Source organism: Amycolatopsis sp. w19 (genome assembly GCF_051373225.1).
Classification (GTDB): Bacteria; Actinomycetota; Actinomycetes; order Mycobacteriales; family Pseudonocardiaceae; genus Amycolatopsis; species Amycolatopsis japonica.
Genome location: NZ_JBPQFM010000003.1, coordinates 604718 through 618798, shown reverse-complemented (window position 1 = coordinate 618798; position 14081 = coordinate 604718). Strand labels below are relative to the sequence as shown.

Annotated in this window: 16 protein-coding genes and 1 pseudogene; 11 read left to right on the top strand and 6 right to left on the bottom strand. The window is 69.5% G+C overall.

What is annotated here, in order from left to right:
• On the top strand, positions 1 to 240 hold a 240-nt coding region (locus ACSMFO_RS10675; protein ID WP_436458328.1), incomplete at its 5' end, for a hypothetical protein.
• Positions 241 to 296: 56 nt separating this feature from the next.
• On the opposite strand, the gene ACSMFO_RS10670 is transcribed toward ACSMFO_RS10675, so the two are convergent.
• Positions 297 to 1310, bottom strand: coding sequence for a 4-hydroxy-3-methylbut-2-enyl diphosphate reductase (locus tag ACSMFO_RS10670; protein ID WP_037340897.1), 1014 nt, complete (start codon positions 1308 to 1310; stop codon positions 297 to 299).
• A 151-nt stretch (positions 1311 to 1461) separates the two neighbouring features.
• Here ACSMFO_RS10670 and ACSMFO_RS10665 point away from each other — a divergent pair, with 151 nt between their 5' ends.
• The 6 genes from ACSMFO_RS10665 (at position 1462) to ACSMFO_RS10640 (ending at position 5937) form a co-directional block, all read left to right on the top strand.
• Entirely contained in the window at positions 1462 to 2118 is a 657-nt protein-coding gene (locus ACSMFO_RS10665; protein WP_436458326.1) for a lipid droplet-associated protein, read from the top strand.
• On the top strand, positions 2115 to 3377 hold the full coding sequence (gene xseA / locus ACSMFO_RS10660; RefSeq protein ID WP_436458324.1) for an exodeoxyribonuclease VII large subunit: 1263 nt from the start codon (positions 2115 to 2117) through the stop codon (positions 3375 to 3377). Before ACSMFO_RS10665 ends, xseA begins: the two co-directional genes overlap by 4 nt.
• The gene (locus tag ACSMFO_RS10655; RefSeq protein ID WP_016337160.1) at positions 3374 to 3775 is read left to right on the top strand and encodes a hypothetical protein; all 402 of its coding nucleotides are present in this window, start codon (positions 3374 to 3376) and stop codon (positions 3773 to 3775) included. The genes xseA and ACSMFO_RS10655 overlap by 4 nt, the downstream gene beginning before the upstream one ends.
• On the top strand, positions 3772 to 3993 hold the full coding sequence (locus tag ACSMFO_RS10650) for an exodeoxyribonuclease VII small subunit (RefSeq protein ID WP_037340891.1): 222 nt from the start codon (positions 3772 to 3774) through the stop codon (positions 3991 to 3993). Before ACSMFO_RS10655 ends, ACSMFO_RS10650 begins: the two co-directional genes overlap by 4 nt.
• Before the next feature lie 84 nt (positions 3994 to 4077).
• Positions 4078 to 5148, top strand: coding sequence for a class II fructose-bisphosphatase (glpX, locus tag ACSMFO_RS10645; RefSeq protein WP_037340889.1), 1071 nt, complete (start codon positions 4078 to 4080; stop codon positions 5146 to 5148).
• Positions 5149 to 5157: 9 nt separating this feature from the next.
• Complete coding sequence (locus ACSMFO_RS10640) at positions 5158 to 5937, top strand: S1 family peptidase (protein WP_436458321.1); 780 nt, start codon at positions 5158 to 5160, stop codon at positions 5935 to 5937.
• 6 nt (positions 5938 to 5943) lie between these two features.
• On the opposite strand, the gene ACSMFO_RS10635 is transcribed toward ACSMFO_RS10640, so the two are convergent.
• Entirely contained in the window at positions 5944 to 6933 is a 990-nt protein-coding gene (locus ACSMFO_RS10635) for an NAD(P)/FAD-dependent oxidoreductase (RefSeq protein WP_073844790.1), read from the bottom strand.
• Between the two features lie 114 nt (positions 6934 to 7047).
• Here ACSMFO_RS10635 and ACSMFO_RS10630 point away from each other — a divergent pair, with 114 nt between their 5' ends.
• Entirely contained in the window at positions 7048 to 8445 is a 1398-nt protein-coding gene (locus ACSMFO_RS10630; RefSeq protein ID WP_350584272.1) for a class II fumarate hydratase, read from the top strand.
• On the opposite strand, the gene ACSMFO_RS10625 is transcribed toward ACSMFO_RS10630, so the two are convergent.
• Positions 8442 to 9023: a TetR/AcrR family transcriptional regulator gene (locus ACSMFO_RS10625; RefSeq protein ID WP_436458319.1), complete on the bottom strand. Its 582-nt coding sequence runs from the start codon at positions 9021 to 9023 to the stop codon at positions 8442 to 8444. The genes ACSMFO_RS10630 and ACSMFO_RS10625 overlap by 4 nt on opposite strands.
• Between ACSMFO_RS10625 and ACSMFO_RS10620 the strand changes: the two genes are divergently transcribed.
• Positions 9022 to 9522 carry an SRPBCC family protein gene (locus tag ACSMFO_RS10620; protein ID WP_436458318.1) on the top strand — a complete coding sequence of 167 codons (501 nt, stop codon included), beginning with the start codon at positions 9022 to 9024 and terminating at the stop codon, positions 9520 to 9522. The two genes, ACSMFO_RS10625 and ACSMFO_RS10620, sit on opposite strands and share 2 nt — an antisense overlap.
• Here ACSMFO_RS10620 and ACSMFO_RS10615 read toward each other — a convergent pair.
• A pseudogene (locus ACSMFO_RS10615) lies at positions 9520 to 10350 on the bottom strand (DMT family transporter); the annotation flags it as partial. The gene ACSMFO_RS10620 and the pseudogene ACSMFO_RS10615 overlap by 3 nt on opposite strands.
• Before the next feature lie 411 nt (positions 10351 to 10761).
• Between ACSMFO_RS10615 and ACSMFO_RS10610 the strand changes: the two are divergent.
• Both ACSMFO_RS10610 and ACSMFO_RS10605 read left to right on the top strand, forming a co-directional pair.
• The gene (locus ACSMFO_RS10610) at positions 10762 to 11604 is read left to right on the top strand and encodes a helix-turn-helix domain-containing protein (RefSeq protein WP_436458317.1); all 843 of its coding nucleotides are present in this window, start codon (positions 10762 to 10764) and stop codon (positions 11602 to 11604) included.
• Positions 11605 to 11641: 37 nt separating this feature from the next.
• A complete protein-coding gene (locus tag ACSMFO_RS10605) occupies positions 11642 to 13153 on the top strand; it encodes an ATP-dependent DNA ligase (protein WP_436458315.1) in 1512 nt (503 codons plus the stop codon).
• Positions 13154 to 13218: 65 nt separating this feature from the next.
• Here ACSMFO_RS10605 and ACSMFO_RS10600 read toward each other — a convergent pair whose 3' ends face one another.
• Both ACSMFO_RS10600 and ACSMFO_RS10595 read right to left on the bottom strand, forming a co-directional pair.
• Positions 13219 to 13596, bottom strand: a complete 378-nt coding sequence (locus ACSMFO_RS10600) for a hypothetical protein (RefSeq protein ID WP_038508432.1) — start codon at positions 13594 to 13596, stop codon at positions 13219 to 13221.
• Positions 13593 to 13934 (bottom strand): hypothetical protein, encoded by a 342-nt coding sequence (locus ACSMFO_RS10595; RefSeq protein WP_436458313.1) that lies wholly within the window; start codon positions 13932 to 13934, stop codon positions 13593 to 13595. The genes ACSMFO_RS10600 and ACSMFO_RS10595 overlap by 4 nt, the downstream gene beginning before the upstream one ends.
• Positions 13935 to 14081: the final 147 nt, after the last annotated feature.

Here is a 14081-nt window from a genome sequence, read left to right as displayed (position 1 = left end):
GCCGCGACACCGAAACCGGCGCCCGCAAGCCGCCGCCCCCGGGACGGCAGCCCCGGCGGCCACGCCCGGAAGACGGCGAACCTCGTCGCCGCGATCCCCGTGGCGAAAGCGCCCCCGGTGCCCCGCGCCGACGCCCGCCGCGTGCGGACGACCCGCGCCGTGGAGGGCAGCCGCCCCGCCGCCGGCCGTGGGACGACGAGCGGTGAAGCAAGGGACCTTTGCTACCACTTGAGCCGCTGACCAGCAGAAAGGGCCGCCCGAGGACTTCCTCGGACGGCCCTTTCTCGTAAGGAACGTCAGGCCTTCGCGGCCTTGCGCAGCTCGTGCGGAAGCGCGAACGCGATCTTCTCGTTCGCGGTCGTGACCTCGTCGACGCTGTCCCAGCCACGCTCGGCCAGCCACGCCAGCAGGTCCATGACCAGCACGTCCGGCACCGAAGCACCACTGGTGACTCCGACGGTCTCGACGCCTTCGAGCCAGGCTTCGTCGACCTCGTGCGCGAAGTCGACCAGGTGCGACGCGCGCGCCCCCGCCTTCAGCGCGACCTCGACCAGCCGCTTCGAGTTGGACGAGTTCGTCGAGCCGACCACCAGCACCAGGTCGCACTCGGCAGCCATGGCCTTGACCGCGACCTGGCGGTTCGTGGTGGCGTAGCAGATGTCGTCGCTGGGCGGGTCGGCCAAGCCGGGGAACTTGTCCCGCAGCTGATCCACGCGCTCCATGGTCTCGTCCACCGAAAGGGTGGTCTGCGACAGCCAGATGACCTTCGACGGGTCGCGGACCTGGACCTTGTCGACGTCCTCGGCGGTGTCGACGAGCTGCACCTTGTCGGGAGCCTCGCCGGCGGTGCCTTCGACCTCTTCGTGGCCTTCGTGGCCGATCAGCAGGATGTCGTAGTCGTCCTTCGCGAACCGGTTGACTTCCTTGTGCACCTTCGTCACGAGCGGGCAGGTCGCGTCGATGGTCCGCAGGTTGCGCTCGGCCGCCTCGGCGTGCACCGCGGGCGAGACGCCGTGCGCGGAGAACACCACCAGTTCACCCTCGGGCACCTCGGAGGTCTCGTCGACGAAGATCACCCCGCGTTCGCGCAGGGTCTCCACGACGTGCCGGTTGTGCACGATCTCCTTGCGCACGTACACGGGTGCGCCGTAGAGCTCGAGTGCCTTTTCGACGGCGATGACCGCGCGGTCGACACCCGCGCAGTAGCCGCGAGGCTTGGCGAGCAGGACACGTTTGCCACCTGCCGGCACACCGGACTCGGTGATCGTCGGACTGCCGGCGGGCGTGATTCCGGGACTCGCAGAACTCATGCCCCCAGGGTACGGGCTGCCCCGGGGGCTCCTCGCACTCACGTTCAGGTGACCAGCGAACCCCTCCAAAGTATGTGCGGGGAGTCACGTCCTGTGAGCCGACACACCCGTTCGGTTGGGCAGGATGGGCCGAATACGGCAGGCTAGACGCATGAAGCCTCTCCCGCTCCCCCTCCGGGTCGCCGCGGGCCTCGCCGTCACCACCGCCGAGCGGGTTCGCGAACTTCCCAAGCAGCTCACCGGGCTCCCCGTCACGGTGGTCAGCCAGGTGCTCCAGTTCTCCATGCGCGTCCAGCAGCACGTCACCGAGCTCGCCATCAAGGGCGACGACGCGCTGTCGGGCCTTCGCCCGGTCGAGGACACGCCCAGCTGGGCGACCTTCGACGAAGATCTCCCGCCGGACCTGGGTGAACGCCGGTACGAACGCGACTCGTGCGTCATCCCGCTGCGGGAGGACGCCGAGGTCCCCGAGCCGCGCGCCGAGACCAACGGCCACCTCCACGACCTCGAAGCGCTCACCGAAGACCCGTGGGCCGAGGAGGAGCGCGCGCTCGCCGAGGAGCACGCCGACGGCGAGTTCGACAGCGCGAGCGCGCCCGTGACCTCCGGTCCGGCCGGGCTCGACGACTACGACACGCTCACCTTGCCGCAGCTGCGCGCCCGTCTGCGCCGGTTCGACCTCGCTCAGCTGGAAGAGCTGCTGACCTACGAGAAGGCGAACGCCGACAGGGCGTCGTTCGTCGGCATGCTCGCGCGGCGCATCGGGAACGTGAAGAAGGCCGACGGCGACGGCGCGGAAGGCCAGTGAGCGCCGAACCCACCTCAGCGGCCGGTCCGTCCACCACCGCCGAAAACCCGTGGCCGGTCCGCACGGTCGCCCGCAAGGTCGGCGAGTGGATCAACCGCCTCGGCGCGGTCTGGGTCGAGGGCCAGGTCACGCAGATCTCGGCCCGCCAAGGCACCAACACCGCGTTCCTGACCCTGCGCGACCCGTCCGCGGACGTCTCGATGTCGGTGACCTGCCCGATGGGCCTGCTGCGCACGATCGAACCGCCGCTGCGCGAAGGCGCGAGCGTCGTCGTGCACGCGAAGCCGACGTTCTTCATGAACCGCGGTTCGCTGAGCCTGCGCGCCAACGAGATCCGCGCCGTCGGCATCGGCGAGCTGCTCGCGCGGATCGAGCGGCTGCGACGGCTGCTGGCCGCCGAGGGCCTGTTCGCGCCGGAGCGCAAACGCAAGATCCCGTTCCTGCCCAAGGGAATCGGGCTCATCACCGGACGCGCCTCCGCCGCCGAACGCGACGTCCTCGTGAACGCGCAGGCCCGCTGGCCGCATGTCGCGTTCAAGGTGATCAACACCGCCGTCCAGGGTTCGCTGGCCGTTCCCCAGATCCTCCAGGCACTGTCCAAATTGGACCGTGACCCGGACGTCGACGTCATCGTGATCGCGCGCGGCGGCGGCAGCGTGGAAGACCTGTTGCCGTTCTCCGACGAAGCGCTGTGCCGCGCCGTGTCCGCCGCCGGAACGCCGGTGGTCAGCGCCATCGGGCACGAGCCGGACACCCCGCTGCTCGACCACGTCGCCGACCTCCGCTGCTCGACGCCGACCGACGCCAGCAAGCGGATCGTGCCCGACGTGCGCGAGGAGACCCAGCGCGTCCACCAGATGCGCGACCGCGGCCGCCGCGCCCTGCACGGCTGGGTGGACACGCAGGTCAGGCTGCTGAACCAGATGCGCAGCCGCCCCGTGCTCGCCGACCCGTTCGGCCCGATCCAGCGGCGCTCCGACGACGTGGAGATCCACCGCGAACGCGGTCGCCGCGCGATGCTCACGCTGCTCGCGAAGGACCAGGCCGAGATCGCCAGCGCCCGCGCGCGGCTGACCGCGCTCGGCCCGGCGGCGACCCTCGAACGCGGCTACGCCGTGGTGCAGTACACCGATTCCGAAGGCAACCTCCAGGTACTCCGGTCCGTCTCCGAGGTCGTGGACGGCGCGAAACTGCGCGTCCGCGTGGTCGACGGCGCGCTCGGCGCCGTCGTCTCAGGAGAGCCGGTGGAGGGGCGTTGACGGCGAGTTTCCTGCCTTTGACCATCGACGCCGCGAGACGGGCCGACGCCCCCGAGGTCCTGCGCAACGCGCTGCTGACCGACCGCGCGGCCGCCGAATGCTGGACCGTGCTGCTGGCGGGGTGTGAGTTTTCGACAAAGCGGGGTCTCGATGCCCAGCTGCGGAAACTCTCCGAAGCGACGGCCGAGCACGTCGGCACCCGATGGTGGTTCGCGGACGGTTCCGTGCACCGCAAACGGGTGGCGCGGGCGCAGGAGAACCTCGTCGCGGCGATCGCGGAGGGTGACGGCCAGGAGTTCGCTCTCGCCTTCGTGGGTTACGACAACGCCATGGCCGGCGCGGTAGTGTGCGCGGGTATCGGCAAGCATCGACGTCCGGTAGAAGGAAGCACAGCGTGAGCGAGACCGCCGAACTCGGCTACGAGCAGGCCCGCGACAAGCTGGTCGAGGTCGTCCGCGAACTCGAAGCGGGCGGGCTGTCCCTGGAACAGTCGCTCGCCCTGTGGGAGAAGGGCGAGCAGCTGGCGAAGGTCTGCGAGCACCACCTCGAGGGCGCGCGCGAGCGGATCGAGGCCGCGCTGTCGTCCGTCGAGGACGAGGCCGGCGACGGTCAGTGACGTTCACCATGCTCCTGCGCCACCGAACCACCGTGGGTATCTGAGAGACTGGGACCCCGCCGAGTTCCTGACCCGGGAGGCCGCATGCCCACCCCCACCTCGTCCGCCAGCTCTTCGCGACGTCCTGAAGCCCCCGATCGCAACCTCGCGATGGAACTGGTCCGCGTGACCGAAGCCGCCGCGATGGCCGCGGGCCGCTGGGTGGGCCGCGGGGACAAGATCGGCGGGGACGGTGCCGCCGTGGACGCGATGCGCCAGCTGGTCTCGACCGTGTCGATGCGCGGTGTCGTCGTCATCGGCGAGGGCGAGAAGGACGAAGCCCCGATGCTGTTCAACGGGGAAGAGGTCGGCAACGGCGACGGGCCGGACTGTGACGTCGCGGTCGACCCGGTCGACGGGACGACCCTGATGGCCAAGGGCATGCCGAACGCGCTGGCCGTGCTCGCGGTCGCCGAACGCGGCGCGATGTTCGACCCGTCCGCGGTGTTCTACATGGAGAAGCTCGCCGTCGGCCCGGACGCCGCGGGCAAGGTCGACCTGGCCGCCCCGATCGCGGAGAACATCCGCCGGGTCGCGAAGGCCAAGAACTCCAGCGTCTCCGACGTCACCGTGTGCATCCTCGACCGGCCGCGCCACGAGCAGCTGATCAAGGAGGTCCGCGAGGCGGGCGCCCGGATCCGGTTCATCTCAGACGGCGACGTCGCGGGCGCGATCGCCGCGGCCCGGCCGAGCACCGGTGTCGACATGCTGCTCGGCATCGGCGGCACCCCCGAAGGCATCATCGCGGCCTGCGCGATGAAGTGCCTCGGCGGCGAACTGCAGGGCCGTCTGTGGCCGAAGGACGACGCGGAGCGCGAGAAGGCGCTGGCCGCGGGCCACGACCTCGACCGCGTGCTCGGCAACGACGACCTCGTCCGCGGCGACAACGTGTTCTTCTGCGCCACCGGCGTCACCGACGGCGACCTGCTGCGCGGCGTGCACTACCGCGCGGGCGGCGCCACGACCCAGTCGATCGTGATGCGGTCGAAGTCCGGCACGGTCCGGATGATCGACGGCTACCACCGGCTGACCAAGCTCCGCTCGTACTCGTCCGTCAACTTCGACGGCCACCTCGACGACACTCTGGAAGACGACGTCGTTCCCCCGCTCCCCTAAGGAGAAACCGTGCTCAAGCGCGTGCTCGTGGTCCTGCTCGCGGCGATGGTCCTCACGCCGGTCGGGCAGGCCACGGGCGCGGGCGACCTCGTCGGCGGCAGAGAGGCAGATGAGCCCTACCCGTTCATCGTTTCGCTGCATTCGGCCTCCGGCAAGGCTTTCTGCGCCGGGACGCTGATCGCGGCGGACTGGCTCGTGACCGCGGGACACTGCGTCGAGGGCAAGAACGCGGCGAATCTGGGCGCGCGGATCGGCAGCAACGACAACACCCAGGGTGGCGAGATCGCGAAACTCGCCGAGATCGTGGTGAATCCGTCCTACAACCCCGAACCCGAGCACGCGGGCGGCGATCTCGCGCTGGTGCGGCTGGCCGCCCCGGTGAAGACGGCGCCGATCGCGATCGGGGCCGTCGTGGCGCCCGGGACGGCGACACGGCTGCTCGGCTGGGGCCAGACGTGCCCGACTTCGGGCTGTGGCAAGGGTCCGGCGACGCTGCAGCAACTGGACACGAAGATCGTCGAAGGCACGCGATGCACCGCCAAGTTCGACGGGGCGGTCGAACTGTGCACCGACAACCCCGGTGGGAACACGGGTTCGTGCTACGGCGATTCCGGTGGGCCGGAGATCGCCAAGGTCGACGAGAAGTGGGTGCTGCTGGGCACGATCAGCCGCCCGGGCAACGCGGATCCGGTGTGCGCGACCTCGCCGTCGATCGCGACTTCGGTCGTGGCGTACGCGCAGTGGATCGCGGAGAAGATCACGCCGCCTACGCCCGCTCCGCCCGCTTGACGTGCGCTACTCCGCGTTGCTGGAGTGACCGGGGAACAGATGCGCCTCCGGATTCAAAGCGACCGCGATGTTGTTCACCGCCGTCGCCGCTTCCCCGAACCCGGTCGCGATCAGCTTCACCTTCCCCGGATACGCCGCGACGTCGCCCGCCGCGTAGACCCGCTCCCGCGGGGTCGCCATGGTCGAGTCGACGGCGATCGCGCGGTGGTCGATCTGGAGTCCCCAGCTTTCGATCGGCCCGAGATCCGCGGTGAAACCGAGCGCGGCGACCACCGTGTCGGCGCGCAGCACCTCGGGCTCGGCGCCCTTGAGCCGGATCTCGACCTCGGCCAGCGTGCCGTCGCGATCGAGGAACCGGGTGACTTCGGCGTCGGTGACGATCCGCACGCCGAGTTCGCGCGCCTGCCGCACGATCGACTCGGCCGCGCGGAACTTCGCGCGGCGGTGCACGAGAGTGACGCTCGCGGCGACCGGATGCAGCGCGAGCACCCAGTCGAACGCCGAGTCCCCGCCGCCGACGACGACCACGTGCTGCCCTTCGTGCGCCTTCAACGACGGCACGAAATGGACCATGCCGCGGCCGAGCCAGCCGTCGCCCGCGGGCAGCGGCCTCGGCGTGAACTCGCCGATCCCGGCGGTGATCAGCACCGCGCCGGCGCGCAGGACCTGCCCGCCGTCGAGGGTGATGGTGACGCCGCCTTCGACGCTTTCGAGTTTCTCTGCCTTGCGACCGAGCAGGTACACGGGTTTGAACGGCGCCGCCTGGTCGAGCAGGCCCCGGACCAGATCGCGACCGCGGACCTCGGCGAACCCGCCGACGTCGTAGATCATCTTTTCGGGGTACATCGCGGTGACCTGACCGCCCGCTTCCGGCAGTGAATCCACGACGGCCATCGAAAGGCCGCGGAATCCCGCGTAGTAGGCGGCGAAAAGACCTGTCGGACCCGCCCCGATGATGACGAGGTCGTACGACGTTTCCCCAGCGGACTCGCTCATTCGGCACTCTCCCGGCCGGTGGTGGGCGGCGTGATCGAGAACACAATTCGATCCTAGCCCTCGCGTGCCGAAAGACACGGAGCGCGCCGGGAGACGCTGCGCGAGACTTGGGGTATGGCTGAACAGGAATACCGGATCGAACACGACACCATGGGCGAGGTGCGCGTCCCCGTCGACGCCCTCTACCGCGCGCAGACGCAGCGCGCCGTCGAGAACTTCCCGATCTCCGGCCGGGGCCTGGAGCGCGCCCAGATCCGCGCGCTCGGCCTGCTGAAGGCCGCCGCGGCGCGGGTCAACGCGCGGCTCGGCGTGCTGGACGCCGAGGTCGCCGAGGCCATCGCGAAGGCCGCCGACGAGGTCGCCGAGGGCGAGCACGACGCGCACTTCCCGATCGACGTGTTCCAGACCGGTTCCGGGACCTCGTCGAACATGAACGCCAACGAGGTCATCGCGACGCTCGCGTCGAAGGCGCTGGGCCGGGACGTGCACCCGAACGACCACGTCAACGCTTCGCAGTCGTCGAACGACACCTTCCCGACGACGATCCACGTCGCCGCGACGGAAGCAGTGCTCTCCGATGTGATCCCTGCTCTGGAGTACCTGGCCGCCGCCATCGAGACGCGCGCGGGCGAATGGGCGGACATCGTGAAGTCCGGCCGCACACACCTGATGGACGCCGTGCCGATCACCTTCGGCCAGGAAGCGGGCGCGTGGGCGTCGCAGGTCCGGTTCGGGGTCGAACGGCTGAAGTCGGGCCTGCCACGGCTCGGCGAACTGCCGATCGGCGGGACCGCGGTCGGCTCCGGGCTGAACGCGCCCGAGGGCTTCGGCTCGGCGGTCTCGCAGGAGCTGGCTTCGGTGACCGGGCTTCCGCTGACCGAGGCACGCGACCACTTCGAGGCGCAGGCGACGCAGGACAGCGTCGTCGAGACGTCCGGGCATCTGCGCACGGTCGCGGTATCGCTGAACAAGATCGCGAACGACCTCCGCTGGCTGGGATCCGGCCCGCGCACCGGGCTCGCCGAACTGGCGCTGCCGGATCTGCAGCCGGGTTCGTCGATCATGCCGGGCAAGGTGAACCCGGTGATCCCGGAGGCGACGCTGCAGGTGGTCGCCCAGGTGATCGGGAACGACGCGGCGGTCGCGTTCGCGGGCGCGGCGGGCAACTTCCAGCTCAACGTGAACCTGCCGGTGATCGCGCGCAACGTGCTCGAATCGGCGCGGCTGCTCGCCGCGGTCTCGCGACTGCTGGCGGACAAGGTGTTCGCGGGTGTGACGGTGAACGCCGACCGCGCGCGCGAGTACGCCGAGGGTTCGCCGTCGATCGTCACGCCGCTCAACAAGTACATCGGCTACGAAGAGGCCGCCGCCATCGCGAAGCAGGCGCTCAAGGAGCTGAAGACCATTCGCGAGGTCGTGATCGAACGCGGTCACGTCGCGAACGGCAAGCTCACCGAAGCACAGCTGGACGAGGCTCTCGACGTCCTCCGTATGGCGCGCGGAGGCCGCTAAGCGCCGAGAGCGACCACAGCCGCGTGAAGCGGTGAGGCGAGCGAAGCCGCCAGCCCACCCGAAGGCGGTGTCTCGGTGAACAGGTGCAGCCAGGTCAGCACCGGACCGAGCAGGATCGCGTGCACGAGAGCCGGCTCGGGCCGTCGTGGGAGTTCCCCTCTCGCGACGGCCCGATCCAGCGTCTGGACCAGATAGCCGCGTTCGCGGCCGAGGAAGACCTCGCCGAACCGGGCCTCCAGCACCGGATCCGCCCGGACGTCGGCGAGCAGCGACGGCAACGCCTGCCGCAGTTCCACACCGTCCAAAGAGGACTGGATCACTTCGAGGACCGCCGCCACGTCGCCCCGCAGCGAGCCGGTGTCCGACGGCGGTTCGAGCTCGACCGGATGGATCACCGCGGCGAACACGAGTTCCGCCTTCGACCGCCATCGCCGGTACACCGCGGCCTTGCCGACGCCCGCGCGCGCCGCGACCGCGTCGATCGTGCAGCGCTGGTAACCGGTTTCGGTCAGCAACGCCCGCACGGCCTCGCGGACCGCGTCGTCGATTCCCTCTTCCCTCGGCCTGCCTCTCGCCATGACCACAGTTTACGAGACCGACAGTTCCGTATATCGTCCGGGTATGACCTGGACGAGAATCTCGCGCGAAATCCTTCCCTGTCCGCCGTCGGCGCTCTGGCCCTCGCTGGCCGACTTCGGCCGTTGGCCCGACTGGGATCCCGACCTCAGCGCCGCCGAACTGCACGGCCCCGCCGCGACGGGGACGACCGGTTTCCTCGTCCCGAACGGCTTTCGCGGCCGCGTGCACTCACGGGTCGCCGAGCCGTTCACGATCACGTCCCTGATCCAGGACCGCGAGATCGCCCTTCGCCAGCCGATTCCCTTCGGTGCCATGGATCTCGTGCTGCGGCTGACCGCCGTCGACGGCGGGACGGAGTTCGTCCAGGAGGTCGCCCTCGGCGGGCCGATGCGCGCGGTCATGGTCGCGGTCATCGGCGGCGACGTCGTGAAGCATTTCGACGTCAAGTGCGCCAGGCTCGTCGAGCTTGCGACGGCGCAGGCCGATCACGACGCCTGACGACACGAGCACCACTCCGATCACTTGCGAGAAGCGGAAATCCTGCATTCCCAGCAGGAGCGAAACGGCGAGCCCGGAGACCGGCATCAACCCGACCAGTACCCCGGCCCGATCCGCGCCGAGTACGGAAACCGCCGAGTACCAAAGAAGAAACGCGATCGCGGTGACGACGACCGTCAGGTAGCCGAGCGCGATCAGTTCACGCCCGTCCGGCCACGCCCAGGCGCCGGACGGGTCGATGATCGTCCCGACGACCGCGCCGCCGGCTCCCGCGGCGAAGCACCCCCAGGTCGCGGTCGCCAACGGCCCGAGCCTTTCGAGCACGCCGACGGCAAGCAGCGTGAAGAGCGCTTCGCACACCATGGCCAGCGCGGCGAGCACCAGCCCTTGCCAGCGCGCCGCACCGCCGCCGGAGAGCACGGCGATCCCGAGCCCGGCGAGTACCGCCCCGGTCACCGGCGCCCACGACGGCCGTTTCCCCTTCGCCAGCGGACCGGCGAGCGCGAGCACGAGCGGTGTGCCGCCGAGGAAGGCGGCGACGAGACCGGGTTCGGCGTAGCGCTGCGCGAACAGCAGGCACGCCTGGAACCCGATCATCCCGGTCGCCGCGAGGGCGATCAGCGACGGCAGGTCGCGCGCGCCCGGCAACGGCAACGGACGCCCGCTCAGCCGCGCCCACGCCAGCAGGAGCACTCCCGCCAGCGCGTAGCGCAGCGCCTGTCCGGGGATGACGGGGTAGCCGTCGAGCATTCCCGTCACCGGCACGGACGCGCCGACGATCAGCACCCCCAGTACGCCGATCGTCACGGCTCTTCTGTCGTTGTCCATGGCTTCACGATGGCGACTCTTTGGCCCTGGGCGAAGGTCCAAATCGGAGTTGTCGCACTGGACCAAAAGTCCGTGAAGGCCCCCATCCCTCGGCTCAGCCGAGGAAACTCGCCCTTCACCTTGCCGAGTACATGAAGGCCCCCTTCACAACGTCTAGCGCCAGGGTCCCGGCAAAGTCGCATAAGCGCTGGCCGGTACCACTCTCGGCGTACGGCGGATGACAGGAGGTTCACCTGTTTCCGAGTGGGGTCGTGAGTGGCGATTGTCGTTAGAACGACCAAACCGGGCATGGCCGCCTTGGCGGTGTCCCCTGTGGACGGTCGAGCAATGTGGGGATCAGCGTGAGGGGTCGCCCAGCCTGGGTCTGCCAGGACCAGGCACCCACCCGACGAGACCGGGATACTCGAAGTCATGACCGAGACGGCCGGACTGGGCGAATTCCTCAAGGCACGCAGGGCCGCGCTGGACCCGGCGGACCTCGGCCTGCCGACGGGGTTCAACCAGCGGCGGGTCGCGGGGCTGCGGCGCGAGGAGCTGGCGCAGCTGGCCGGGATCAGCGTCGACTACTACACGCGCCTGGAGCAGGGCCGGGCACGCAACGTGTCCGATTCCGTCCTCGATTCGCTGAGCCGCGCGCTGCGGCTGCACCGCGACGAAGACACCTACCTGCGCAATCTGGCCACCCCGAAACGCAAACGCATCGCGCGGCCGCGGGCACAGCGGCTCCGGCCGGAACTGCAGACGATGCTGAACGCCCTCCAGTCCCCCGCCCTCGTCTACGGTCGCTACGGCGACGTGCTGGCCTGGAACCCGCTCGGCGCCGCTCTGTCCTTCGATTTCGCTTCGCGGCCGGCGGGCGAGCGCAACATCCCGAAGATGTTCTTCCTCGACGAGGACGCCCGCGAGCTGCATCCCGAGTGGGAAACCGTGGCGAAGGAGATCGTCGCGAACCTGCGCTCCGAGAGCGGGCGGTATCCGGACGACCCGTATCTCGCCCAGCTGGTCGGTGAGCTCTCCCTCGGCAGCGAGGACTTCCGGAAGCTGTGGGCGAAGCAGACCGTGCGCGAGAAGGCGCACGCGTGGAAAGTGATGATCAACCCGATCGTGGGTGAGCTGCGGCTGCGTTACGAGACGCTGCGCCTGCCCGACGATCCCGACCAGGCCCTGGTGATCTACACCGCCGAGCCCGGCTCCGGCAGCGAACGCGCGCTCCGCCTGCTCGCCAGCTGGGTCGCCGATCCCGCGCACGCTTGAAGGCGAAACTGTCGGTGTCCGGGTCCATGATGGATCCATGTTGCTCACCGAGGTGGTCACCGCGTCGGCCGAAATCGCCGCCACGAGGTCCAGAAAGGCGAAGATCGCCACCCTGGCCGCGGTGCTGCGCGCCGCGGGCGAGCTGGAGCTCCCCGCGGTCATCGCGTTCCTCACCGGGCAGCTGCCCCAGGGCCGCATCGGCACCGGTTGGCGGACGCTGGCCGCCGTGGACGCGGCCCCGGCCGCCGAGCCGTCGTTGACCGTGTCCGAGGTCGACACGGCCTTCGACACGGTGGGAGCGGTGTCGGGTTCGGGGTCGGTGAAGCTGCGCGCGGAGACCCTGCGGGTCTTGCTCGTCAAGATGACCAAGGAGGAGCAGGAGTTCCTGTTCCGGCTGATCAGCGGCGAGCTCCGGCAGGGTGCGCTCGAAGGGATCATGGTGGACGCCATCGCGGCGGCGTCCGAGATCCCGGTCGAAGACGTCCGGCGGGCGTTCATGCTGTCCGGACAGCTCCCGGTGACGGGCCTGGCCGCGATGACGGGCGGCCGCGAGCGGCTGGCGGAGTTCAAACTGGCGCTGGGCAGGCCGATCCGGCCGATGCTGGCCTCCCCGGCGGAGTCGCTCGACGAGGCGATCACCGAACACGCCGAGGCGCTCGTCGAGTACAAGATGGACGGCGCGCGGATCCAGGTCCACCGCGAAGGCGACGAGGTGCACATCTACACGCGGACGCTGCGGGAGATCACCGGCACCGTCGAAGAGCTGGTGGATCTGGTGCGTTCCCTGCCGTGCACGTCGGTGGTGCTCGACGGCGAGACCCTGGCCCTGACCGACGACGGCAGGCCCAGGCCGTTCCAGCAGACGCTGAGCCGGTTCGGCAGCAGCCGCGAGGAGCAGGTCAAGGCGCTGTTGCTGCGGCCGTACTTCTTCGACTGCCTGCACCTCGACGGCGTCGACCTGCTGGACGCGCCGCTCTCCGAACGGAACGCCGCCCTGCGCCGCGTCGCGGGCGAGCACGTCATCCCGGGCGAGGTCAGCCCCGCCTCGGCGGAGGGAGTGCTGGAAGCGGCGATGGCCGCCGGGCACGAAGGCGTGATGGTCAAGGACCTCACTTCGCCGTACGCGGCGGGGCGCCGGGGCCGCGCTTGGCTCAAGGTGAAACCGGTGCACACGATCGATCTGATCGTGCTCGCCGCCGAATGGGGGCACGGCAGGCGCACCGGCACGCTGTCGAACCTGCATCTCGGCGCCCGCGACCCCGACGGTGGCCCGCCGATCATGGTCGGCAAGACGTTCAAGGGTATGACCGACGAGCTGCTGGCCTGGCAGACGAAGACGTTCCAGGAGATCGAGACCCACCGCACGGACTGGGCGGTCCACGTGCGGCCGGAGCTCGTCGTCGAAATCGAACTCGACGCGGCTCAGGTGAGCACGCGGTATCCGGGCGGGCTGGCGCTGCGTTTCGCGCGCGTCGTGCGCTACCGGCCGGACAAGGAGGCCGCGGACGCCGACACCATCGACACCGTGCGCGGCCTCCTCAAGCCCTGACCGCATTTCGTCCTCTGAATGCGATCCTTGCGCGTGCAACGACCGCATCCAGAGGACGAAACGCGTCAGTAGCAGCGGTCCGAGGAGATCTTGTACGTGTAGTTGTTCGAAAGGTTGGAAGTCACCTCGAAGCGGATCTTGTGATACACCGGCGGCTCCCCGAGCACGCCGTGCTTGACGGTGCGCTCCTTGCCCGGCGCGATGGCCCCGCTCCAGAGGCCCTTGTCGAAGGTGTCGTCGATGATCTGGACGAGCATTCCCCGGTAGTCGTGGTTGTGCACGGTGATGTCGATGCTCTGCCCCGCGCTCACTTCGACGACCTTCGTCTTCCCGCCCATCAGCGGTCCGCCCTCACAGACCTTCGACGCCGCCGAAGCGGACGGTGCCATCAGCAGGGTGCCGGCCAGCGCGACCGGGACGACGGCGAGCAGCTTCTTCTTCATCGGTTCCCCACAACGGTCTTGACGACATTGGACTGGACGGCCAGGTCGAGGCCGATCTTCATGTTTCCCCCGCAGTAAGCCTTCTCGCCGTTCTTGAAATGCACCGTCAGATCCCCGGCGCATTCGAACACCTTGACGTCCCAGGTGCGCGTGCCCGGCTTGAGGCAGATCGCGTCCTTCCCGGCCCGGCGCATCCAGCCGTGATAGCCGGATTCGCAGGTGATGATCGGATCTCTGCCCGAAGCGGGCGCCGGAGCCGCTTGTGCGGCGGTGACCGGCAGGAGCGCCACGGTGAGCGCGGCCCCGGCCAGTGCGGCGACCTTGACGTACGGACGCATGGATTCCCTTTCCGCAAATAATGTGAGAGTGTTTCGGAAAATCCCCGTCCGGAATTCCCGGACGCCGATGACGTTAAAGGCCGCCGAAGCCACTTCGGAAGCGATTCACGACCGCGGAATGGCCATGGCCGAACGAACAATGTCCGC

Coding starts and splice junctions, on each gene's coding strand:
- ACSMFO_RS10670 (WP_037340897.1), bottom strand. CDS start 1,310: ATGAGTTCTGCGAGTCCCGGAATCACGCCCGCCGGCAGTCCGACGATC.
- ACSMFO_RS10665 (WP_436458326.1), top strand. CDS start 1,462: ATGAAGCCTCTCCCGCTCCCCCTCCGGGTCGCCGCGGGCCTCGCCGTC.
- glpX (WP_037340889.1), top strand. CDS start 4,078: ATGCCCACCCCCACCTCGTCCGCCAGCTCTTCGCGACGTCCTGAAGCC.
- ACSMFO_RS10635 (WP_073844790.1), bottom strand. CDS start 6,933: ATGAGCGAGTCCGCTGGGGAAACGTCGTACGACCTCGTCATCATCGGG.
- ACSMFO_RS10630 (WP_350584272.1), top strand. CDS start 7,048: ATGGCTGAACAGGAATACCGGATCGAACACGACACCATGGGCGAGGTG.
- ACSMFO_RS10620 (WP_436458318.1), top strand. CDS start 9,022: ATGACCACAGTTTACGAGACCGACAGTTCCGTATATCGTCCGGGTATG.
- ACSMFO_RS10625 (WP_436458319.1), bottom strand. CDS start 9,023: ATGGCGAGAGGCAGGCCGAGGGAAGAGGGAATCGACGACGCGGTCCGC.
- ACSMFO_RS10610 (WP_436458317.1), top strand. CDS start 10,762: ATGACCGAGACGGCCGGACTGGGCGAATTCCTCAAGGCACGCAGGGCC.
- ACSMFO_RS10605 (WP_436458315.1), top strand. CDS start 11,642: ATGTTGCTCACCGAGGTGGTCACCGCGTCGGCCGAAATCGCCGCCACG.
- ACSMFO_RS10600 (WP_038508432.1), bottom strand. CDS start 13,596: ATGAAGAAGAAGCTGCTCGCCGTCGTCCCGGTCGCGCTGGCCGGCACC.
- ACSMFO_RS10595 (WP_436458313.1), bottom strand. CDS start 13,934: ATGCGTCCGTACGTCAAGGTCGCCGCACTGGCCGGGGCCGCGCTCACC.